A 20,390-nucleotide genomic window follows, 5' to 3' on the forward strand; every position below is an offset into this window, starting at 1 on the left:
CTTTATCAGGCGCTGACCCCTCACGCGCCGAATCGCTCACCTTCAAGGAGTACCAATGCTGAGTTCGAAGCAGGAACAGATCATCGAAGAGACCGCCCCTGTCGTGGCGCAACACCTGGAAACCATTACCGCCCGCTTCTACCCGCTGATGTTTGACCGCTATCCAGAGGTCAACGCGCTGTTCAACGCCAGCCACCAGGCCAACGGCAATCAGGCACGCGCCCTCGCCGGAGCGGTTCTGCAGTACGTGCAGCTGCGCAATAACCCGGCAGAAGCACGTGCCGCGCTCTCCACCGCCATTGGCAAGCACATCTCGCTTGGCATCCAGCGGGACCACTACCCGATTGTCGGCGAATGCCTGATGGCGGCCATTGGTGAGGTCCTGGGCGATGCCGTTACACCCGATGTGGCGGATGCCTGGCAGGCTCTCTACGATGAACTGGCCGGCCTGTTGATCGATGTTGAACAGAGCCATTACCACGAATTCGCAAACCGCCCGGGTGGCTGGCAGGGCCGGCGCGCGTTCCGCATCCGCAACCGCCGCCAGGAAAGCGCCGTCATCACGTCCTTTGAGCTGGAGCCCATGGACGGTGAGCCGGTCGCGGACTTCCAGCCGGGCCAGTACATCGGTGTGCGGCTTGAGATAAACGGCGAGCCGGTCTACCGCCATTACAGCCTTTCCGATGGGCCCAACGGGCGCACCTATCGGATTTCCGTGAAGCGCGAGCCGGAGGGCCATGTCAGCCGATTCCTTCACGACGAAGCAGCAAACGGCTTTGAGCTGGAACTGCTACCACCGTCCGGCGATCTGACGCTGACCGGCCAGGAGCCACTGCTTCTGGTCAGTGGCGGTGTTGGCCAGACGCCCATGCTCCCCCTGGCGAAGCAGGCGCTGGGACAGGGGCGGCCGGTAGCCTACCTGCACGCGGCACGCAGCCGTCAGCACCATGCCTTCTCGGAGGAGATAAAGGCTCTCAGGGAGCAGTACCAGGATTACTTCAATCCGGTCGTGATCTACGAGGAAGGCGGGGAAGCCGACGGCGCGGACGCGATCGGCATGGTGGACCAGACCCTGCTGGCGCAGCACCTGCCGGATCCAGCCGCACGCTGCTACTTCGTGGGTCCCGAAGCCTTCATGCAGACAGTGGATGCCGCACTCGAAGCACTGGGGGTCAGCGAGAGCCGGCGCCACTACGAGCACTTCGGCCCGGCTCGCCCGCTGAGGGCTGCCTGAAAGAGACTCGACGCTCCCGCCATTCATACCTGGCAAGTTGAAACAGTGGTACCGTTAAGGCAGGGTTCCGGCCCTGCCGTGCCACCAGTCCGGAGGAGCGCTCATGTCCGCCACCGAATGGATCATTTTCATTCTTGTTATCGGCTCCATGCTCGGAGGACTGTTCTGGCTGCGCGACAGTGCCCGCAATCTCAATATGTCCAGTGAGCAGATGGAAAGGATCCGCAAGCGCAAGGCGGAGCTCGAGGAAGAAGAGAGGCAACAGGAAGAGGAGCGTTGACGCCTCTTCCTTTCGTCATGGGTCACGGGCGCCGCCGTGGCCACACAAAGCAGCTACCAGGTATCCACGAACCCGCCCGGCCCAGGATCCCCATGACTGCCCATGGATGCAGCGTTCAACCCGCGTAGCAGCCAGGCCCGCGTATCCTGCGGGTCGATGACGGCGTCGATTTCCAGGTAGCTGGCTACGTTGAGGGCCTTGCCCTGCTCGTAGGCCTTTGCGACGAGGGTATCGAACATCGCCTTTTGGGATGCCTCATCGGGCTGGGCCGCGAGTTCCTTGGCAAAGCCCAGCCGGACGGCGCCTTCCCAGCCCATGGGCCCGAACTCCCCGCTCGGCCAGGCGGCGGTAAAGAACGGCGCATGCAGGCTGCCGGCGGCCATCGCCTGGGCACCCAACCCATAGGCCTTGCGCAGCACCACCGTGAAAAAGGGAACCGAAAGGTTGGCCGCCGCCACAAACATGCGTGACACATGGCGGATGGTGGCCTGTTTTTCCGCTTCCGGGCCCACCATGAAACCGGGTGTGTCGCACAGTGACACCATGGGCAAACCATGGGCGTTGCACAGCTGCATGAAGCGCGCGGCCTTGTCGCCGGCGGCGGCATCCACAGCACCGCCGAGGTGCGCCGGGTTGTTGGCGATCAGCCCGAAGGGCCGCCCCTGGATGCGCACCAGTGCGGTAACCAGCCCGGGCGCGAACTCCCGGCGCAGTTCCAGCACGCTGCCCTCGTCTGCAAGGGTCCCGAGCACGTCCCGGATGTCGTAGACGCGCATGCGGTTTTCCGGGATCAGATGGCGGAGCCGGCGCTGGTCCGGTTCCTGCCAGTCATCAATCGGCCCCTGAAAATAGGCCAGGTACTGCTTGGCGGTTTGGACCGCTTCCGCTTCATCCTCGACCAGTACGTCGATCACGCCATTCGGCCCCATAACCGAGGTCGGCCCGACTTCCTCGGGGCTGTAGCTGCCCAGTCCGCCCCCTTCGATCATGGCCGGCCCGGCCATGCCCAGGGTCGTGCCGCGGGTCGCGATGATGACATCGCAGCAGCCCAGCATGGCGGCATTACCGGCATAACACCGGCCCGAGGCAATGCCGATGGTCGGCACCTTTCCGGAAAGTGCAGCCATTGCCGCGAAACTATGACAATCCAGGAAGGACACACCGTTGGCATCGGTATCGTTGGGCCGCCCTCCCCCGCCTTCCGCGAAAAGCACTAGGGGAATCCGCCACTGCTCCGCCAGCGCCAGCATCCGATCCGCCTTCCTGTGCCCGGCCATGCCCTGGGTGCCCGCGAAGACGGTGTAATCGTAGGCCAGCGTAACGCAGCCTGAATCCGGAGCGCCGAACACATCCGCGTTCACCGTGCCGATGGCGGTAACCAGGCCATCCGCCGGGCTCAGCTCCGCCAGTTGCTCCACGGACTTGCGGCGGCGTTGCGCGGCCACCGCCAGGGCACCGTATTCGTTGGTACTGCCCTCATCGAGCAGATCCTCAACGTTCTCACGGGCAGTGCGTTGCCCGGCTTTGTGGCGTTTCTCCACCGCCGCCGGGCGGCGCTCGTCCGTGAGCTGTGCGTGACGTTCGAACACCTCCTCAAGGTCCGCCCGGATGTGATCAAGATCCACGGCCTCTTCGGTCTGGAGCTGCTGATCATCCACCTCCGCTGGCTCAATGAACAGCAGCGCCTGCCCTTCCGCCACCATGGCCTCGAGCTGCACGGCGAGCGCACGCACGATGCCGGACTGGCTCGCCCTGACCACGAACTCCATCTTCATGGCCTCCAGTACCGCAATCACCTGGCCAGCGGCCACGGCATCCCCTTCCGCCACGTCAACGCTGACCACCTGGCCCGCGCTGGGCGACTCGATGCCGACGGTGCCAGCCGGCGCCTCAACACTGGCCACGGGATCCACGGACGCCGGCGCGGCGGCGTCTACATGCAGGTGCGGGTGAGCCTGATCGTCGGCCGCGATCAGCGCCTCCAGGTGAGCCTCGAAAAAGCGCGTCGTGACGTCATAGCCTTCCACTTCCGGCCGCTGCAGAAGGTTCCGGAGCAGGCCCATATTGGTCGCCACGCCCTCAAGCCGGAATTCACAGAGGGCACGATAAAGGCGCTTGAGGGCTGCCCTGTAGCTGTTGCCATGAGCGATCAGCTTGGCCAGCAGTGAGTCGTAGGACGGACTGATGGGCAGGCCCACGTAGCCGTGGCCATCCACACGGAGGCCAGGACCGCTGGGTGGCTCGTAGGCGGTGAGCGTGCCAGCGGCCGGCATAGCGCTACCGTCCGCCTGCAGGGTTTCGGCGCAGACGCGCGCCTGGATGGCAAAGCCTCGTGGTGTCGGCGCCGTTTCAAGCGCCAGGTCCGCCAGGGTCTGGCCCGCCAGAAGCTCCAGCTGGGTCTGAAGCAGGTCAACGCCGGTCACCTCCTCGGTCACCGTGTGTTCCACCTGAACCCTTGGATTGGCTTCCATAAAGACGAACCGCTCCGGCTGATCCGCATCGACCAGAAACTCGAATGTGCCCAGGCCGTGATAGTTCACGGACTGCGCCATGGCCAGTGCGCACTCGATCATGGCATCACGGGTTCCGGCCTCCAGGCTCGGACTGGGCGCCATCTCGAGCAGTTTCTGGTTGCGGCGCTGGAGGCTGCAGTCGCGCTCCCAAAGGTGGCTGACCGCGCCGGTGCCATCCCCCAGCACCTGGATCTCGATGTGGCGCGCCCGCTCGATGAGCCGCTCCACGTAGAGCGCGCCATCACCGAAGGCGGACTGCGCCTCGGACTGGCAACGGGTGAACGCTTCCTCGAGCTCGCTTTCACAGGCAACCGCACGGATGCCACGGCCACCGCCGCCCGCGGCTGCTTTGAGCATCAGCGGGCCATGCTCGCTGAAGAAGGTTCTGGCCTCGTCCAGCGTTATGGCCCGGTTGATCCCCGCAACCAGCGGCACATGATTCTGCTCCGCAAGCGCCCGCGCCGCTGACTTGTCGCCAAAACGTTCCAGCACCTCCGGCGCCGGCCCGATGAATACGATGCCGGCTTCCGCACACCTGCGGGCAAACATCGCGTTCTCCGCCAGGAACCCATAGCCGGGATGGATGGCATCGCACCCCCGGTCCCGGGCAATGGCAATCAGTTGATCCATGTCCAGATAGGCCTTGGAGCCCCGCCCCCGGAGTGCAACGGCCTCATCGGACTTACGGGTATGCAGGCACGCCTCATCATCTTCCGCGAACACGCTCACGGACCGGATACCCAGCTCATTGCAGGCCCGCGCGATACGGATGGCGATCTCACCGCGGTTGGCGATGAGGACAGAAGAAAACGGCATCGGACGGCTCCCTGGTTTTCAGCCTGATCGACGGCCAAATGGCCGGATCCTGCGTTCAGCCTAAGAGCCTTTACGGAATGAAACCAATGAATCCATTTCAGACACCGGAATAAGCATCCCTTATAGGGGGCATGCTCTCAGTTCCCGGTATTCAGACGCCGATCTATATAGGACTGGTCGATCAGCGTGCGATGAACACCCTCCACGTTCATCGGCAGCCACTCTTCGTACATGGAAAGATGGCTGTACTCGGACAGACGGATCTCCTGCTTCAGGGTCTTCAGGTCCCTGCCAGCCAGCATGCCGTCCAGCACGGCGTTGTAGAGGGCCTTGGTGTAGGCCAGATAGTCTTCCACATCCTCTCGGGTGCCCATCTCACCGTGACCGCCCACAAACCGGTCGAAGGGCTCACCACTCAGCAGGTCCCGCGTGGAAGCAATCACGCCGTGGATGTCGTAACCCGGCAGGTCCCTGTACATCATGCGGCCGAGCACGACCCAGTCGACCACGTACATCACGTTTGCCGGCAGGAACCGCATGCTGACCGAGCCCCGACCGTTATTCGGGCCGTGATAACGCAGCTGCACGCGGCTTTCCCCCAACCGGAGTGTCAGTTCATCCGGAAAGGTCAGCTCCGGCATTGCCGTGGGCGCCCGGGTCCACTCCAGATCCTGCGCCGCGTACTCGTGGGCCACCACCGTGACCTCGTCACTATCGAGCACGTCGCCGCCCATCACATGGTCAATGTGATTGTGGCTGTACACCATGTAGCGAATGGGCACATCAAACCGCTCCGCAAGCTCCGTTTTCAGCCAGCCCGCCGCTTCCTCGTTAATGGGATCGGTTACCACAATGCCTTCTTCGGTCACCATGAAGGCCGAATGGTAATGCTCATAGGAAAAGCGATAGACGTTGTCTTTGACCCGCTCAATACCGGGCTTAGGCTCCGCCATGGCCAACACCGGGCTGAGCGCAAACGCGGCGACGGCCAGAAAACCCCATTTGAGCGGCTTGCTGTTTTTCTGAGCCATGATCGTTCTCCCTGCAACCCCATCAATATTGATCGTGTACGCTCCCGGGCTCGCAAGGGATCGCCGGGAAGACCTCCAGCCGTCCCTAATCCAGCACCTGCGGAAACGATGATGCTGTCCTGGAACAACTCAAGAGGGCCTGCTAGTTCTCTGTAGGCCCTTTAAGCCCTAGGCAGGCCCTCGTCTGGCGAATCGCTACGAACGTACTTATACACCGTATTACGACTAACGCCCGCGAGTCGTGCGGTTCGGCTGACGTTACCACCCACCTGCCGATAGAGTTCCTGAATCCGGTTCTCCAGCGCTCCCGCGGTTTCCCGGGACACAGCCGGCTCGGGCAGCTCACTCTCCCCGGCACCCTCCGCGGGCGATGACTCCATCACCCTGTTCAGGTCATCGTAGAAATCCGCTGGCAGGTGTTCGCGCTTCATGATTCCATCATCAGCCATGGCATGCGCTATTTTCAGTACATTCGCCAGTTGCCGCATATTCCCCGGCCAAGGGTGTCTGACCAGCAGATCTTCCACCTCTGGGCTCATTAGAACCCGCCCCTCATCCACCTGCAGTCGGTCGTACATGTATTTGATGAGCGCCGCTTTATCTTCACGATGCCGCAATGCCGGCACTTCGATGTTCAGGCCGGAAATACGGTAATAGAGATCCTGACGGAAAGATCCTTCATCCGCTGCCGCCTTGAGATTCCGGTTCGAAGCGGAAACAAGACGGATATCCACCGGGAAGACCTCACTTGAGCCCAGAGGCACAACCACGCGCTCCTGAAGCACTCGCAGCAACCGTGCCTGCACGTGCAACGGCATTTCACCGATTTCGTCAAGGAACAGGGTGCCACCATGGGCACGGCGGATCAGGCCCACCGACCCTTTACTGCTGGCACCGGTGAATGCGCCTTTTTCATAACCGAACAGCTCTGACTCAACCAGCTCGGTAGGGATCGACGCGCAGTTGACTGCCACCAGTGTCTGTTCCCGCCGACTGCTGTGAAAATGCAGTGAGCGCACCATGATTTCCTTGCCAGCACCCGTCTCACCATGAATAAGGATGGGGATGTCCTTCTCGATGATCTTCCTGGCTTGACTGAGGACCTGGCGTACTTTCCGGTCACCATGCTCCAGTTCATCGAAAGGCACTACATCCTCCGGTAATTCACTGTTACCGGCGGCCGGTTCCGGCTTGGGCTCCGGAGCGCCCTGCCCGGACGCCTGGCCTTTCACGCGAAAATCCGCGACTTTCAGCGATGGCGCCAATGGCGGCTGAACACGAACCCACATGCGGTAGCGTCCAAATACCCATAGTGTGAGCGGAGCATTCGGGGGCTGCTGACGCAGTTCATGGAACTTAAAACCGAATATCTGTTCAATATCCATCAGCGCAATGTCCTGCGCCAGCAACGCCCAGGCCCGTCGGTTCGCCGAGATCACAATACCCTGGTCGTCCAGAACCAGCAGCCCGGCCCAATGGCTGTCCAGACCACTGATATCGGTACTGAAGGTAATGATGTGATGGTCCTGTTGAAAAGCCGCGTGAATCAATTGGTTTTCCACGCTCAACGACATCAGCTTGACCATGCCCAGGGTATGGTCCTGCGGCAGATAGGCGTCGGATGAAATATCCAGAACCCCTATCATTTCCTTCCTGATGTCGTAGATTGGCGATGCCGAGCCCACCATGTACCGGTTGGCGCGCAGAAAATGTTCATCACGGCTGACCTGTACCGCGTGCCCCGCAGCCAAGGCGGTTCCGATCGCGTTGGTGCCCACCCCCCTCTCATGCCACTGATGGCCGGGGACGAGGCCATGCTCTCCAAGGCCCTGGAACCGGGGCGAACCCCAGGTATTGAGTACATGACCCTGATTATCCGCCAGAACAATCAGGCAGGACGAGTTCGACAGGATATTCTCGTAATAGGGCAACACCTCGTTTTCCGTGGTGTGCATCAGATCATGATGCTGGTCCACAAGCGCGCTGACATCACCTCTCCGCACATCACCAAAGTCTGGCGGGGCGCCATGGGCCAAGCCATACCTCTCACATCGATACCACGAGTTTTCAATGACTTCCTTGTGCGTCTGGTCCGCATCAGCGACTGGATCCGCCCCCGGGTCGCCGGGGTTATTGTTGTTGTCCTGCACCAATGAATTGCACCTCTTGTTGATCGCCGCACTGCGATATGCACTTCAGCCGATTATCTGATTACCCCTAAGGGAGCACCAGCGCCGGAACCGTCTCTGACTACCTAGTGAACACTCATCTGAACACTTCGTGAACACTTTGTGAACACTTACCTTGCACTATTTTGAACATTTACGAACATTCGGAATGGGCCAAAACAATCACAGAAAATCGTATTTGGTACTTTTTTTTATTAAAATCAAAAATATAGGGAATTATACGCGAATTCGAAAAATCCTGGCATCAGACTTGTATGGTTACCGAATGCGTTTTGCCTTGCGCTCAGCAAGTCCGCATAACAATAACAAGTCAGGGAACCAACAATGTCTCTAACTCTTGAAAAAGTCAGCAAAGCTGTTGACGGTCAGGACTGGATAACTGATATCGACCTGAATTTGGAGCCGGGCTCCTTTAACGTCCTTCTGGGCCGGACGCTGGCTGGGAAAACGACGTTGATGCGTCTTATGGCCGGTCTCGACCAGCCAACCAGCGGCCGTGTGCTCATGAATGGCGTTGATGTCACGGGCGTTTCCGTGAGGAAACGCAACCTGTCCATGGTCTATCAGCAATTCATCAACTACCCCGCTCATACCGTCTACGACAACATCGCCTCTCCGCTGCGACTCGCAAAGATGCCCCGAGAGGTCATCGATAAAAGGGTGCGGGAGACGGCGAACATGTTGCATCTCGAAAGCATGCTGGATCGCTACCCACTGGAATTGTCCGGTGGCCAGCAGCAACGCACCGCGATGGCTCGCGCTCTGGTCAAGGACGCCGATCTGATTCTGTTTGACGAGCCTCTGGTCAATCTCGATTACAAGCTGCGTGAAGAATTCCGTGAGGAACTGCGCGAACTGTTCAAGACCCGGAACTGCATTGCCGTCTACGCAACCACTGAGCCAAACGAAGCTTTGGCGCTGGGCGGTAATACGGCGGTCCTGCACGAAGGGCAACTTCTCCAGTACGGCCGCACGCCCGAGGTGTATCACAAGCCCAAGGATATCCTGAGCGCTGAAATGTTCTCAGAACCTCCCATCAACGTGGTCCCTGCCCTGGTTACAGAGTCTGAGGTAACCTTTGATGAGACGGTGCATTTCAAGCTCAACTCCGATCTCCAGTCCTTGACCCCCGGGCGTTACCAGTTCGGCGTAAGAGCGTCCCACATCGGCCTTGTGCCCCATGCTGACGATGATCTCGAGCTCCCCATGAACGTCGATCTTGCCGAGATCAGTGGTTCGGAAACGTTCCTGCATGTGCACAACGGTGAACTTAACCTTGTGCTCCATCTATCCGGTGTCCACGAATACGACGTGGATGAGCAGATCAAGGTGTATTTCCCCACCCACAAGATATACGGCTTTGATATGGCCGGATCGACAGTCCACGTACCAACACGTCTGGGAGGGGTTTGACATGGCTGAGATCACACTGAGCTCACTGGCTCATACCTATGAAACCAATCCATCCTCCCCCGAGGATTACGCCATCCGTAAGATGGATCACGTCTGGCACCAGGGCGGCGCCTACGCGTTATTGGGCCCGTCGGGTTGCGGCAAGTCCACCATGCTCAACATCATCTCCGGCCTGCTACAGCCCTCCGAAGGGGATGTCATTTTCGACTCCCGCATCGTTAACGATCTCTCACCCGAAGAGCGCAACATTGCTCAGGTTTTTCAGTTCCCAGTGGTTTACGACACAATGACAGTGTTTGAGAACCTCGCCTTCCCGCTGCGCAACATCAAAACGCCGGCACACAAAATTGCGCCGCGCGTCCATGAGGTCGCAGAGATTCTTGAGCTGACTTCCGTACTCAAGCGCAAAGCCAAGAACCTTAATGCCGACGAAAAACAGAAGGTATCCATGGGGCGGGGACTGGTCCGGGATGACGTCTCCGCCATTCTGTTCGATGAACCACTGACCGTGATTGACCCGCAACTCAAATGGAAGCTGCGGCGGAAACTCAAGCAGATTCACGAGCAGTTCAACATCACAATGATCTATGTCACTCACGATCAGCTTGAGGCCTCGACCTTCGCTGAAAAGATCGCAGTGATGTACGAGGGCAAGATGGTGCAGTTCGGGTCCCCGCGTGAATTGTTCGAACGCCCTGCCCACACCTTCGTTGGCTTTTTCATTGGCAGTCCAGGTATGAATTTCCTGGAAGTCGCCATTACCGACAGCGGCGCTCAATATGGCGATATCGCCATCCCGATCAATCCCCATCAGCACGCCATCGCCAAGGCCTCGGACTCCGGCAACATCAAACTGGGTATCCGCCCGGAATTCGTTCACGTTTGGGACGACAGGAACGATGAGGCCTTCGAGGTTAACGTTAAGGATGTGGAAGATCTGGGCACCTACCGCATCATGTCGTTCTATTTCGGCGATTCCCTGCTTCGAGCCCGTCTGCACGAGGATCAACGTGTCCCCCAGAAGAAAGCGTACGTGAGCTTTCCCGAGCAATGGCTGACACTGTACATCGACGAGTACCGCGTGGAGGTGGGCAATGAATAAGGTTGAAAACAATAAAGCATGGTTTCTCGTCCTGCCCATGCTCGTCCTTGTGTCGTTCTCGGCCGTCATTCCCCTGATGACCGTAGTGAATTACTCGATCCAAGATATTCTGGGCAACTCAGCGTTTTTCGTTGGGACGGAATGGTTTGAGAAAACGCTGAATGATCCGGACCTGCAGGGGGCCCTGCTTCGTCAGTTCGCATTCTCTTTTACCATTCTGGCAATTGAGGTGCCTTTGGGCATTGCCATTGCACTGCTGATGCCCAAGAAAGGCTGGCAAGCGTCCGCCGTATTGATCTTGGTCATCCTGCCACTGCTGGTGCCCTGGAACGTGGTTGGCAGCATGTGGCAGATTTTCACCCGGGGCGACATTGGGCTCATGGGCTATGGCATTAACGCGCTGGGTTACGACTACAGCATTACCAGCAATGCCACTGATGCGTGGGTGACGATCATTCTGATGGATGTCTGGCATTGGACGCCCCTGATCGCGCTACTGTGCTACAGCGGATTGCGTGCCATCCCTGAAGCCTATTACCAGGCAGCTCGGATTGACCGAGCGTCAAACTGGGCTGTCTTCCGCTACATCCAGCTGCCAAAGCTCACCAATGTGCTGGTCATTGGCGTTCTGTTGCGCTTCATGCATTCGTTCATGATCTACGCCGAGCCCTTCGTATTGACTGGTGGCGGGCCGGGCAGTTCCACCACCTTCCTGAGTCAGTCACTAACGTCAATGGCCATAGGCCAGCAGGACCTGGGGCCGTCCGCCGCCTTCTCCATCATCTACTTCCTTATCATCCTGGCGGTGAGCTACGTGTTCTACATCGCGATCATGAATATGCAGAAAGATAAAGTTAACACCCAAGGAGGCGCCTGAGATGACCATTGCAACCACCTACAATGAGGACCAGGCGCAGGAACGCGCGGACAGTGCCTCACTGACCCGTCCAGTAAGCGCTCAGAAAGGGACTGCCTCGGGTCGTAACCGAGTCCTGCTGGGGTTGTATCTGCTCTTTACCCTGCTGCCGATCTACTGGCTGATCAACATGTCGCTACAGTCCAACCAGGAAATCCTGGGGACGTTTTCAATGTGGCCACAGGATTTTGATTTCGGTAGCTACATCAAGATCTTCACGGATCCATCCTGGTACATGGGGTATGTTAACTCCATCACCTACGTTGCCATGAACATGGCGATCAGTATCTGCGTGGCACTGCCCGCAGCCTATGCTTTCAGCCGCTACAAGTTCATTGGCGACAAGCATCTGTTTTTCTGGCTGCTCACCAACCTGATGGCGCCGCCCGCAGTATTCCTTCTGCCCTATTTCCAGCTCTATTACACCGTGGGCATGTTCGACACCCACATCGCAGTCGCGCTGGCACACTGCCTGTTCAATGTGCCCCTGGCGATATGGATTCTGGAGGGCTTCATGAGCGGTGTTCCCAAGGAAGTGGATGAAACCGCCTACATCGACGGTTATACCTTCCCCGGGTTCTTCATCAAGATTTTCATTCCGATGATCCGCTCCGGTGTGGGCGTGACGCTGTTCTTTCTGTTCATGTTTTCCTGGGTGGAGTTACTACTCGCCCAGACCCTGACTGCCACGAACGCACAACCCATTGGCGCCATCATGACGCGGACCTCCACCGCCTCCGGCATCGATTGGTCCACGCTCTCCGCCGCCGGTGTACTGACCATACTGCCGGGCGTTCTGGTGGTCTACTTCGTGCGTAATCACATCGCCAAGGGCTTTGCCCTCGGCCGCACCTAACTAAGGGGAGATTGATCATGAGTTGGATGGTCTGGACAGTACCGACAGCGGTCTTCTTCGCCACCATAGCCGCACTGCTTGCCGGCATGACGGTATGGCAGATCGTGTCACCAACGGTTGAACGCCAAGGCTTTCTTCCTGTTCCCACGACCCGCGGGGACCGCTTCTTTATTGGCCTTCTGACGTCCGCCTATATCCACCTGGGCGTCATTGGCTTCACGACTATCAGTATTTGGTTGGCATTGGTGGCAAGCATCGCCTGGATGGTGGTGCTGATGCGCTGGGGCTGAGCAAATAAATTCAGGGACGACGTAAACACCAGGGACGATAAAATGAGCGACGAGGTAAGCATGAAAAACAACAAGACGTTGTACCTATCGGTACTGGCGAGTGGCGTCATGCTCGCGTCCGGCACACTGAACGCCAACACGCACGACGCAGAGGCGGCAATTGAGCGCTGGGTGGACAAATTCGAGCATTCAACGCTGTCACGTGAAGAACAGATCAAGGAGTTGAAATGGTTTGCCGAAGCGGCCGAGCCGTTCCGGGGCATGGAAATCAAAACAGTAGCTGAAGGCCTTACCACTCACCAATATGAGAGTGACGTACTGGCTGAGGCTTTTGAGGACATTACTGGCATCGAGATTACCCATAACATTATCGGTGAAGGCGATGTAGTCAATACCATGCAAACCCAGATGCAGACTGGCCGGAATATCTACGATGGCTACGTCAACGATTCTGATGCCATCGGTACCCACATCCGCTACGGCACCACCATCAACCTGTCTGAGGCGATGGACAACGAATGGGCTGACTTTACCAACCCCATGCTGGATCTGGACGACTTCATTGGTATCCAGTACACCACGGGCCCGGGTGGCGACATCTATCAGTTGCCGACCCAGCAGTTCGCCAATCTCTACTGGTTCCGGTACGACTGGTTTACAGATCCGGAGCTGAAGAAGCAGTTCAAAGAGATCTACGGCTATGAGCTGGGTGTGCCGACCAACTGGACCGCCTATGAAGAGATCGCCGAGTTCTTCACGGAACACGTCGGAGAAATTGATGGTGAAAAGATCTACGGGCATATGGACTATGGCCGCCGGGATCCATCACTGGGCTGGCGCTTCCATGACTCATGGTTTTCCATGGCCGGCATGGGCAGCAAAGGCCTTCCTTTCGGCAACCCCGTGGATGACTGGGGTATCCGCGTTGACGAAAATGCGAATCCGGTTGGAGCAAGCGTGAGCCGCGGGGGTGGCACCAACTCACCTGCATCCGTGTTTGCAATGACCAAAGCGGTTGACTGGCTGCACGCCTATGCCCCGCCGGAAGCCTCGGGAATGACGTTCGGGGAAGCCGGCCCCGTTCCGGCTGAAGGCAACATCGCACAGCAGATCTTCTGGTACACCGCGTTCACCGCCGATATGGTCGACCCTGAGGTAGCAGTAACAGACGACGAAGGCAACCCCAAGTGGCGCATGGCGCCCTCCCCGAGTGGGCCGTACTGGGAAGAGGGCATGAAAGTTGGTTATCAGGACGTTGGCTCCTGGACCTTCTTTGATTCCACGCCCGAGGATCGTCGCACCGCAGCCTGGCTCTTCGCGCAGTTCACGACCGCTAAGTCAGTGTCTCTCGAGAAGCTGATTGAAGGTCTGACGCCCATCCGTCGTTCTGACATTGAGTCGGAAAAGATGACGGAAATGGCACCGCAACTCGGCGGTCTTGTGGAGTTCTACCGCAGCGAGAACGAAAGCTGGTGGACCCCCTCAAGCACCAACGTACCAGACTATCCTCGCATGGCACCGCTGTGGTGGCAGAATCTGGCGCCGGTAATGAGTCGCGAGGTGACACCTAAAGAAGGCCTGGATGACCTGGCCGAAGCCTTGGATAACATCATGAGCCGTCTGGCCCGTGCTGACGTATTCGATAAATACGCGCCAGTTATGAACGAGAAGCGTGATCCCGAATACTGGCTGAAAAAGGACGGTGCGCCGAAGCAGCGTCTGGACAATGAGATGCCGCAAGGCAAGACCATGCCATACGACGAAATGATGGAGGAATGGCAGGAAGCGGGTAGCAGCTAAAGCCGCTTGAATCGGGATCATGCAAAGTCTCCGTTCCTGCACGATCCCATCAGAAACGATGTGACGTGTTAGTAATGTTACAAGCCACCCCCAGGGGGTGGCTTTTTTACGTCTAATCAAATCCGAAAGCTGCCGACTACAGGGCGCATTTCCTCAGCCAGTTGCCCCAACCCTTCACTGTTACGCTCCGCTGCTCCGGCGCTTTGTTCAAGACGGAACACCGTGCAGCCAGACCAGACCCGCGCGATCGATCCGGGTTATAATGTTTGTTCTTTCAATTACTCACCTCTGCTCCGGGAGTACAGATGTCACTGGTATCCGAGACCCCTACCCTATCGCCATTCCAGGTGGCTGCCCTGCCGGAAATCCAGTTTGGCCAGGGGCAGATCCGACAGCTGCCGCAGATCATTCAGCAAAGGGGTCAACACGCGCTCATAGTGACCGGCCAGAACGCGTTCATAAGCACCTCGTCCTGGTCGGTATTGAAGACAGGGCTTGAGGCACTGGGCATCACCTGGGACTGGATACAGGTCGATGGTGAGCCTTCACCCCAGCTTGTGGACGCGTCGGTGGCGCAACACCGACAATCCGGCATTGATGTCGTTGCAGGCATTGGCGGTGGCAGTGTCCTGGATGCCGCCAAGGCCATTGCCGGCTTATTGCGCACCGGCACATCCGTCATGGACCACCTGGAGGGTGTTGGCAACAACCTGCCTTACACTGGCCCGAGCGTCCCCCTGATCGCCGTACCTACAACCGCCGGCACCGGCAGCGAAGCCACGCGAAACGCGGTCTTGAGCGTGCAGGGCGAGGATGGGTTCAAAAAGTCATTCCGCGACAACCAGCTTATCGCCCGGATTGCCCTTGTCGACCCGGATCTGCTGGCCTCATGCCCCAGATCCCAGATCGCCGCTAACGGTATGGATGCGTTGACGCAGCTGCTCGAATCCTATGTCTCAACCCGAGCCAACCCGGTAACCGACGCCCTGGCCTGGTCTGGAATGGAGGCTTTCAAAGCAGGCTTCTGGGCCGCGTGGGAAGGCGACCACACAAACGCGTCATCGGGCTATACGCAACTCGCCTACGCCTCCCTGATGTCCGGCGTCACGCTGGCCCAGGCGGGACTCGGCTCGGTCCACGGCTTTGCTTCACCCCTGGGCGCTTTTTTCCCAATGCCCCACGGCGTTGTGTGCGGAACCCTGCTGGCCGAAGCCACCGCCACCAATATCCATGCCCTCAGAGCGCGGAGTCCGGATTCCACGGCGCTCCCCAAATACGCCCGTGTCGGACGTCTGATGACAGGCCAGTCGACCCTGAGCGATACGGAGGCGGGGGACGCCCTGATTGAATGCCTGCGGGTCTGGGTACGGGAACTGGATCTGCCCCGACTCGGCGCCTATGGCATGGCGGGAGAAGACATCCCCAGAGTCTGTGCTGGGGCCCGGGGCAGCAGTATGAAAACCAATCCGCTGGAATTGACCGATGCCGAGCTGGCGGGCGTTCTGGAGTGCCGGCTTTAACGGTTGCAGGCTTCAGAATCTGAAACCAGCTACCTGCGGGGCACTTACATCACCAGTTCCCGGAGATCCCCCAGCGTCTTCGACAGAAGTGTTGTGAAACGCGCCGCATCCGCACCATTGATGGCCCGGTGGTCGTAGGACAGCGACAGCGGCAGCATCAGCCGTGGCTGGAACTGCGCACCATCCCAGACAGGCTCCATGGCCGCCTTGGAGGCGCCCAGTATCGCCACTTCCGGCGAGTTCACGATGGGTGTGAACGCGGTGCCACCGATACCGCCCAGACTGGTTATGGTGAAGCAGGCACCACTCATGTCGTTGTTCGTGAGCTTCCTGTCCCGCGCCTTGCCCGCCAGTTCCTGGGCCTCTTCCGCGAGCTGCCAGATGCTCTTGCGGTCCACATCCCGTATCACGGGCACCACCAGACCGTTGGGCGTGTCCACAGCGATGCCGATGTGGCAGTAGTGCTTCTGGATGATCTGCTGATTCGCCATATCCAGCGAGACGTTGAACTGCGGGTAGGTGGCGAGCGCATGGGCGCAGGCCTTCATCAGGAACGGCAGCAGCGTCATCTTCACGCCCCGCTTCTCGCCCTCAGCCTTGTGGTCCTTGCGAAAGGCTTCCAGGTCGGTGATGTCCGCCTTCTCGAACTGGGTCACATGCGGCACGTTGAGCCAGCTGCGGTGCATGCCCTGGGCCGTCAGCCGCTGGATCTTGGTCATGGACTGGCGTTCGACCTCACCGAACTGACTGAAGTCAGGCAGCGGCACCTCGGGGATACCAGCACCACCACCGGCAGGCGCACTGGAGCCGGACTGGAGCTGTTTGCGCACCCAGGCCTGGACGTCGTCCTTGAGGATACGCCCCTTGGGCCCGCTGCCCTGGACCTGTTGTAGGTCAGCGCCGAATTCCCGGGCGATGCGCCGGACGGCGGGGCCGGCGTGGACGCGCTTGCCGGAGGGAGTCTCGGGTGTTTCAGGTTTGGCGGCGGTGCTGGAGGTGGTGCCCTGGGTCTGCTGGGCATCATCGCGAGCAGGGCTCGCTCCTACAGAATCAGCCTGCTCCTTTTTCCCTGTCGACGTCTGTTCGCTTGATGCCTGAGCACCTCCGCCAGAGACTTCCAGCATCCCGACGACATCGCCTTCCTTGAGGGTATCGCCTTCCTTAACGTCGAGGCGGGTGATCTTTCCCGTGGCGGGAGATGGCATTTCGACCGTCGCCTTGTCGGATTCCAGCTCGAGGAGTGGGTCCTCGGCGTTCACCGAGTCGCCGACGCTGACAAGGACTCCGACGATCTCCACCGATTCGGCGCCACCGAGTTCGGGGACCTGGATGGCCTGTTCGCCGCCGGAAGTTCCGGGTGCCTCGGAAGCCGTATCCCCGGACTGCGAGTCGGTTGCGGCATCCGCTTCCTGTGTCTCATCGCGAGCGGGGCTCGCTCCTACCGATTCCTCGTCGCCTTCGGACTGATCGCTGTCACCGGAGGCGCCGGCCTCGGCGGTCTCCATCATGCCGACCAGATCCCCTTCCTTGAGGGAATCGCCTTCGTTCACATCCAGACGGGTGATCTTGCCAGCTGCCGGTGCCGGCATTTCCACGGTGGCCTTGTCGGATTCCAGCTCCAGAAGCGGGTCTTCGGCCTCGACCGAGTCACCCACGCTCACCAGAACCCCCACAATCTCAACCGATTCCGCACCGCCCAGCTCTGGAACCCGGATCTCCTGTTCACTCATAGTGCCGTGTCTCCTTCTGCCGCCGGATCAGCTGGACGCCGGATTGGGTTTGTCGCCATCAATGCCGTACTGGTTCATGGCCTCAATGACCGTGGCGTGCTCCACGGTGCCTTCTTCGGCCAGCGCGTTAAGCGCGGCTGCGACCACATGATAGCGATCCACCTCGAAGAAGGCCCTCAGGTTCCAGCGGGTATCGGAACGCCCGAAGCCATCGGTGCCCAGCACATGGTAGGGCGCCGGCACAAAGGCGCGGATCTGTTCGGACTGCAGCCGGATGTAGTCCGTGGAGGCGATCACCGGCCCCTTCTGGTCCTTGAGCTGGTCGTGCACCCAGGAGGTGCGGGGGTTCTTATCCGGGTGGAGGCGGTTCCAGCGCGCCACGTGCTGGCCGTCACGGGCCAGTTCGCCGAAGCTGGTCACGCTCCACACATCCGAGCCCACCTTGAACTCCTCCTTCAGCATCTGCGCGGCCGCCCTCACCTCGTTGAGGATGGCGCCGCTGCCCAGCAGCTGGACCCTCGGGGCCTTGTCTTTCGCCTTGCCCGCGACGTTCACGGTTTCCAGCTGATAGAGCCCCCGCAGGATGCCTTCCTCGGCGCCCTTGGGCATGGGCGGGTGCTGGTAGTTCTCGTTGAGCAGCGTGATGTAGTAGTGGATGCTCTCGTTTTCGGCATACATCCGCCGCATGCCTTCCTGAATGATCACCGCCACCTCGTAGGCATAGGTGGGATCGTAGGTCAGGCAGTTGGGCACCACGTTGTGCAGGATCAGACCGTGGCCATCCTGGTGCTGGAGGCCTTCACCGTTGAGGGTGGTCCGCCCGGACGTACCGCCCAGCAGGAAGCCGCGGGCGCGCATGTCGCCGGCGGCCCAGCACAGGTCGCCCACCCGCTGGTAGCCGAACATGGAGTAGAAAATGTAGAAGGGCAGCAGCGGATAGTTGTGGTTGCTGTAGGCGGTGGCTGCGCCGATCCAGGCGGACATGGCCCCCGCCTCGTTGATGCCTTCCTGGAGGATCTGGCCCTTCTTGTCCTCCCGGTAGTACATGATCTGGTCCCGGTCCTCGGGCGTGTACTTCTGGCCCTCGGAGGTGTAGATGCCGGTCTGGCGGAACAGGCCCTCGATCCCGAAGGTGCGGGCCTCGTCCGGCACAATGGGCACGACGCGCTGACCCACCTGCTTATCCTTGAGCAGCGTGGTGAGCATGCGCACGAACGCCATGGTGGTGGACATCTCCTTTTCCCCGGTGCCTTCAAGCAGCTTGCTGAAGGTCTTGAGTTCCGGAATCTTGAGCGGGTTCGAATCCCGGCGCCGGCGTGGCAGGTACCCGCCGAGCCCGCGCCGGCGTTTCTGCATGTACTGCATTTCCGGGCTGTCGGCGGCCGGGCGGTAGTAGGGCAGGTTTTCCAGCTCGTCGTCGTTGACCGGTACGCCAAAACGGTCCCGGAAGGCCTTGAGCCCCTCCTTGTCCAGCTTCTTCACCTGGTGGGCGATGTTCTGCGCCTCGGCCCCCTTGCCGAAGCCATAGCCCTTGATGGTGTGCGCCAGGATGACCGTGGGCTGGCCCTTGTTGTTCACCGCCTCGTTGTAGGCGGCGTAGACCTTGTAGGGGTCGTGGCCGCCGCGGTTGAGTGCCAGGATGTCGTCATCGGTCAGCTCCTTGGCGAACTCCGCCAGCTCCGGGCTCTGCCCGAAGAAATGCTTGCGGGTATAGGCCGGCCCCTGGCTCAGGTAATTCTGGAGTTCGCCGTCGCAGGTGCGATCCAGCGCCTCCTGGAGTACACCTTCGGTGTCCTTCTCGAACAAGGTGTCCCAGTGGCGACCCCAGACCACCTTGAGCACGTTCCAGCCGGCGCCCCGGAAGATGCCTTCCAGCTCCTGGATGATCTTGCCGTTGCCGCGCACCGGCCCGTCCAGACGCTGGAGATTGCAGTTGACCACGAAGATGAGGTTATCCAGGTTCTCGCGCCCGGCCAGGCCGATGGCGCCCAGGGTCTCGGGCTCGTCGCATTCGCCATCGCCCACGAAGCACCAGACCTTGCGGTCGCCGCTTTCCACCAGCTCCCGGTTATGCAGGTATTTCATGATGTGGGCCTGGTAGATGGCCTGGATCGGCCCCAGCCCCATGGACACGGTCGGGAACTGCCAGTAGTCCGGCATCAGCCAGGGGTGGGGATAGGAGGAGATGCCGTTTTTCAGGGTGTCCTGGCGGTAGTGGTCGAGCTGCTCCTCGCTCAGCCGCCCTTCCAGGAAGGAGCGGGCGTAGATGCCCGGCGCGGCGTGGCCCTGGAAATAGATCAGGTCCGGTTCGCGGCTTTCGTCGCCGCCGTGGAAGAAGTAGTTGAACCCGACATCGTAGAGGGTGGCGGCAGAGGAGAATGTGGAGATGTGACCACCGAGATCGCCCGGCTTCATGTTCGCGCGCATCACCATGACCAGCGCGTTCCAGCGGATCAGCGAGCGGATGCGGCGCTCCATGAACATGTCGCCCGGCATGCGGGCCTCGTCCGTGGGCTGGATGCTGTTGCGGAAGGGGGTGGTGATGGCGTAGGGCATGGGCGTGCCCGCGCGGGTGGCCCTGTCGGAGAGCTTGGACAGCAGGTACTCCGCCCTCTCAACCCCCTCGTACTCGATAACCGATTCCAGTGCCTCCAGCCATTCCCGGGTTTCGACCGGATCATCGTCCTGACTCATGGGGCG

Annotated in this window: 14 protein-coding genes; 9 read left to right on the forward strand and 5 right to left on the reverse strand. The window is 59.9% G+C overall.

From position 1 onward, the window contains the following. Positions 1-55 precede the first annotated feature (55 nt). Together hmpA and CK501_RS08405 are read left to right on the forward strand one after the other, a co-directional pair. On the forward strand, positions 56-1,234 hold the full coding sequence (hmpA, locus tag CK501_RS08400) for an NO-inducible flavohemoprotein (RefSeq protein ID WP_095617297.1): 1,179 nt from the start codon (positions 56-58) through the stop codon (positions 1,232-1,234). A gap of 103 nt (positions 1,235-1,337) precedes the next feature. Beyond that, positions 1,338-1,514, forward strand: a complete 177-nt coding sequence (locus CK501_RS08405; RefSeq protein ID WP_095617298.1) for a DUF2897 family protein — start codon at positions 1,338-1,340, stop codon at positions 1,512-1,514. 53 nt (positions 1,515-1,567) lie between these two features. Here the strand turns inward: CK501_RS08405 and CK501_RS08410 are convergent, their stop codons facing one another. The 3 genes from CK501_RS08410 to CK501_RS08420 form a co-directional block, all read right to left on the reverse strand. Beyond that, entirely contained in the window at positions 1,568-4,843 is a 3,276-nt protein-coding gene (locus CK501_RS08410) for a carboxyl transferase domain-containing protein (protein ID WP_095617299.1), read from the reverse strand. 137 nt (positions 4,844-4,980) lie between these two features. Beyond that, positions 4,981-5,874: an MBL fold metallo-hydrolase gene (locus tag CK501_RS08415; RefSeq protein WP_198949444.1), complete on the reverse strand. Its 894-nt coding sequence runs from the start codon at positions 5,872-5,874 to the stop codon at positions 4,981-4,983. A gap of 161 nt (positions 5,875-6,035) precedes the next feature. Further along, on the reverse strand, positions 6,036-8,024 hold the full coding sequence (locus CK501_RS08420) for a sigma-54-dependent Fis family transcriptional regulator (RefSeq protein ID WP_095617601.1): 1,989 nt from the start codon (positions 8,022-8,024) through the stop codon (positions 6,036-6,038). Between the two features lie 363 nt (positions 8,025-8,387). Here CK501_RS08420 and CK501_RS08425 point away from each other — a divergent pair, with 363 nt between their 5' ends. The 7 genes from CK501_RS08425 to CK501_RS08455 all read left to right on the forward strand — a co-directional run bounded on the left by CK501_RS08425 (position 8,388) and on the right by CK501_RS08455 (position 15,960). After that, positions 8,388-9,476 carry an ABC transporter ATP-binding protein gene (locus CK501_RS08425; protein ID WP_095617300.1) on the forward strand — a complete coding sequence of 363 codons (1,089 nt, stop codon included), beginning with the start codon at positions 8,388-8,390 and terminating at the stop codon, positions 9,474-9,476. Position 9,477: 1 nt separating this feature from the next. Beyond that, the gene (locus CK501_RS08430) at positions 9,478-10,578 is read left to right on the forward strand and encodes an ABC transporter ATP-binding protein (protein ID WP_095617301.1); all 1,101 of its coding nucleotides are present in this window, start codon (positions 9,478-9,480) and stop codon (positions 10,576-10,578) included. After that, a complete protein-coding gene (locus tag CK501_RS08435) occupies positions 10,571-11,455 on the forward strand; it encodes a carbohydrate ABC transporter permease (RefSeq protein ID WP_095617302.1) in 885 nt (294 codons plus the stop codon). Before CK501_RS08430 ends, CK501_RS08435 begins: the two co-directional genes overlap by 8 nt. Position 11,456: 1 nt before the next feature. Then, on the forward strand, positions 11,457-12,350 hold the full coding sequence (locus CK501_RS08440; RefSeq protein ID WP_095617303.1) for a carbohydrate ABC transporter permease: 894 nt from the start codon (positions 11,457-11,459) through the stop codon (positions 12,348-12,350). Between the two features lie 17 nt (positions 12,351-12,367). Next, positions 12,368-12,640, forward strand: coding sequence for a DUF2160 domain-containing protein (locus tag CK501_RS08445; RefSeq protein WP_095617304.1), 273 nt, complete (start codon positions 12,368-12,370; stop codon positions 12,638-12,640). 60 nt (positions 12,641-12,700) lie between these two features. After that, complete coding sequence (locus CK501_RS08450) at positions 12,701-14,440, forward strand: ABC transporter substrate-binding protein (RefSeq protein WP_095617602.1); 1,740 nt, start codon at positions 12,701-12,703, stop codon at positions 14,438-14,440. 305 nt (positions 14,441-14,745) lie between these two features. Further along, entirely contained in the window at positions 14,746-15,960 is a 1,215-nt protein-coding gene (locus tag CK501_RS08455) for an iron-containing alcohol dehydrogenase (RefSeq protein WP_095617305.1), read from the forward strand. A 44-nt stretch (positions 15,961-16,004) separates the two neighbouring features. Here the strand turns inward: CK501_RS08455 and aceF are convergent, their stop codons facing one another. Continuing rightward, complete coding sequence (gene aceF, locus CK501_RS08460) at positions 16,005-17,690, reverse strand: dihydrolipoyllysine-residue acetyltransferase (RefSeq protein ID WP_095617306.1); 1,686 nt, start codon at positions 17,688-17,690, stop codon at positions 16,005-16,007. A gap of 27 nt (positions 17,691-17,717) precedes the next feature. After that, the gene (gene aceE / locus CK501_RS08465; RefSeq protein WP_095617307.1) at positions 17,718-20,384 is read right to left on the reverse strand and encodes a pyruvate dehydrogenase (acetyl-transferring), homodimeric type; all 2,667 of its coding nucleotides are present in this window, start codon (positions 20,382-20,384) and stop codon (positions 17,718-17,720) included. Between the last annotated feature and the right edge of the window lie 6 nt (positions 20,385-20,390).

This window comes from Halovibrio salipaludis (assembly GCF_002286965.1).
Taxonomy (GTDB): domain Bacteria; phylum Pseudomonadota; class Gammaproteobacteria; order Pseudomonadales; family Oleiphilaceae; genus Halospina; species Halospina salipaludis.

Bases quoted from the DNA above. Each gene is read 5' to 3' on its own strand.
- CK501_RS08410 (WP_095617299.1), bottom strand. From the start codon at position 4,843: ATGCCGTTTTCTTCTGTCCTCATCGCCAACCGCGGTGAGATCGCCATC.
- aceF (WP_095617306.1), bottom strand. From the start codon at position 17,690: ATGAGTGAACAGGAGATCCGGGTTCCAGAGCTGGGCGGTGCGGAATCG.
- CK501_RS08405 (WP_095617298.1), top strand. From the start codon at position 1,338: ATGTCCGCCACCGAATGGATCATTTTCATTCTTGTTATCGGCTCCATG.
- CK501_RS08425 (WP_095617300.1), top strand. From the start codon at position 8,388: ATGTCTCTAACTCTTGAAAAAGTCAGCAAAGCTGTTGACGGTCAGGAC.
- CK501_RS08455 (WP_095617305.1), top strand. From the start codon at position 14,746: ATGTCACTGGTATCCGAGACCCCTACCCTATCGCCATTCCAGGTGGCT.
- CK501_RS08440 (WP_095617303.1), top strand. From the start codon at position 11,457: ATGACCATTGCAACCACCTACAATGAGGACCAGGCGCAGGAACGCGCG.
- CK501_RS08415 (WP_198949444.1), bottom strand. From the start codon at position 5,874: ATGGCTCAGAAAAACAGCAAGCCGCTCAAATGGGGTTTTCTGGCCGTC.
- CK501_RS08445 (WP_095617304.1), top strand. From the start codon at position 12,368: ATGAGTTGGATGGTCTGGACAGTACCGACAGCGGTCTTCTTCGCCACC.
- aceE (WP_095617307.1), bottom strand. From the start codon at position 20,384: ATGAGTCAGGACGATGATCCGGTCGAAACCCGGGAATGGCTGGAGGCA.
- CK501_RS08430 (WP_095617301.1), top strand. From the start codon at position 9,478: ATGGCTGAGATCACACTGAGCTCACTGGCTCATACCTATGAAACCAAT.
- CK501_RS08435 (WP_095617302.1), top strand. From the start codon at position 10,571: ATGAATAAGGTTGAAAACAATAAAGCATGGTTTCTCGTCCTGCCCATG.
- hmpA (WP_095617297.1), top strand. From the start codon at position 56: ATGCTGAGTTCGAAGCAGGAACAGATCATCGAAGAGACCGCCCCTGTC.
- CK501_RS08450 (WP_095617602.1), top strand. From the start codon at position 12,701: ATGAAAAACAACAAGACGTTGTACCTATCGGTACTGGCGAGTGGCGTC.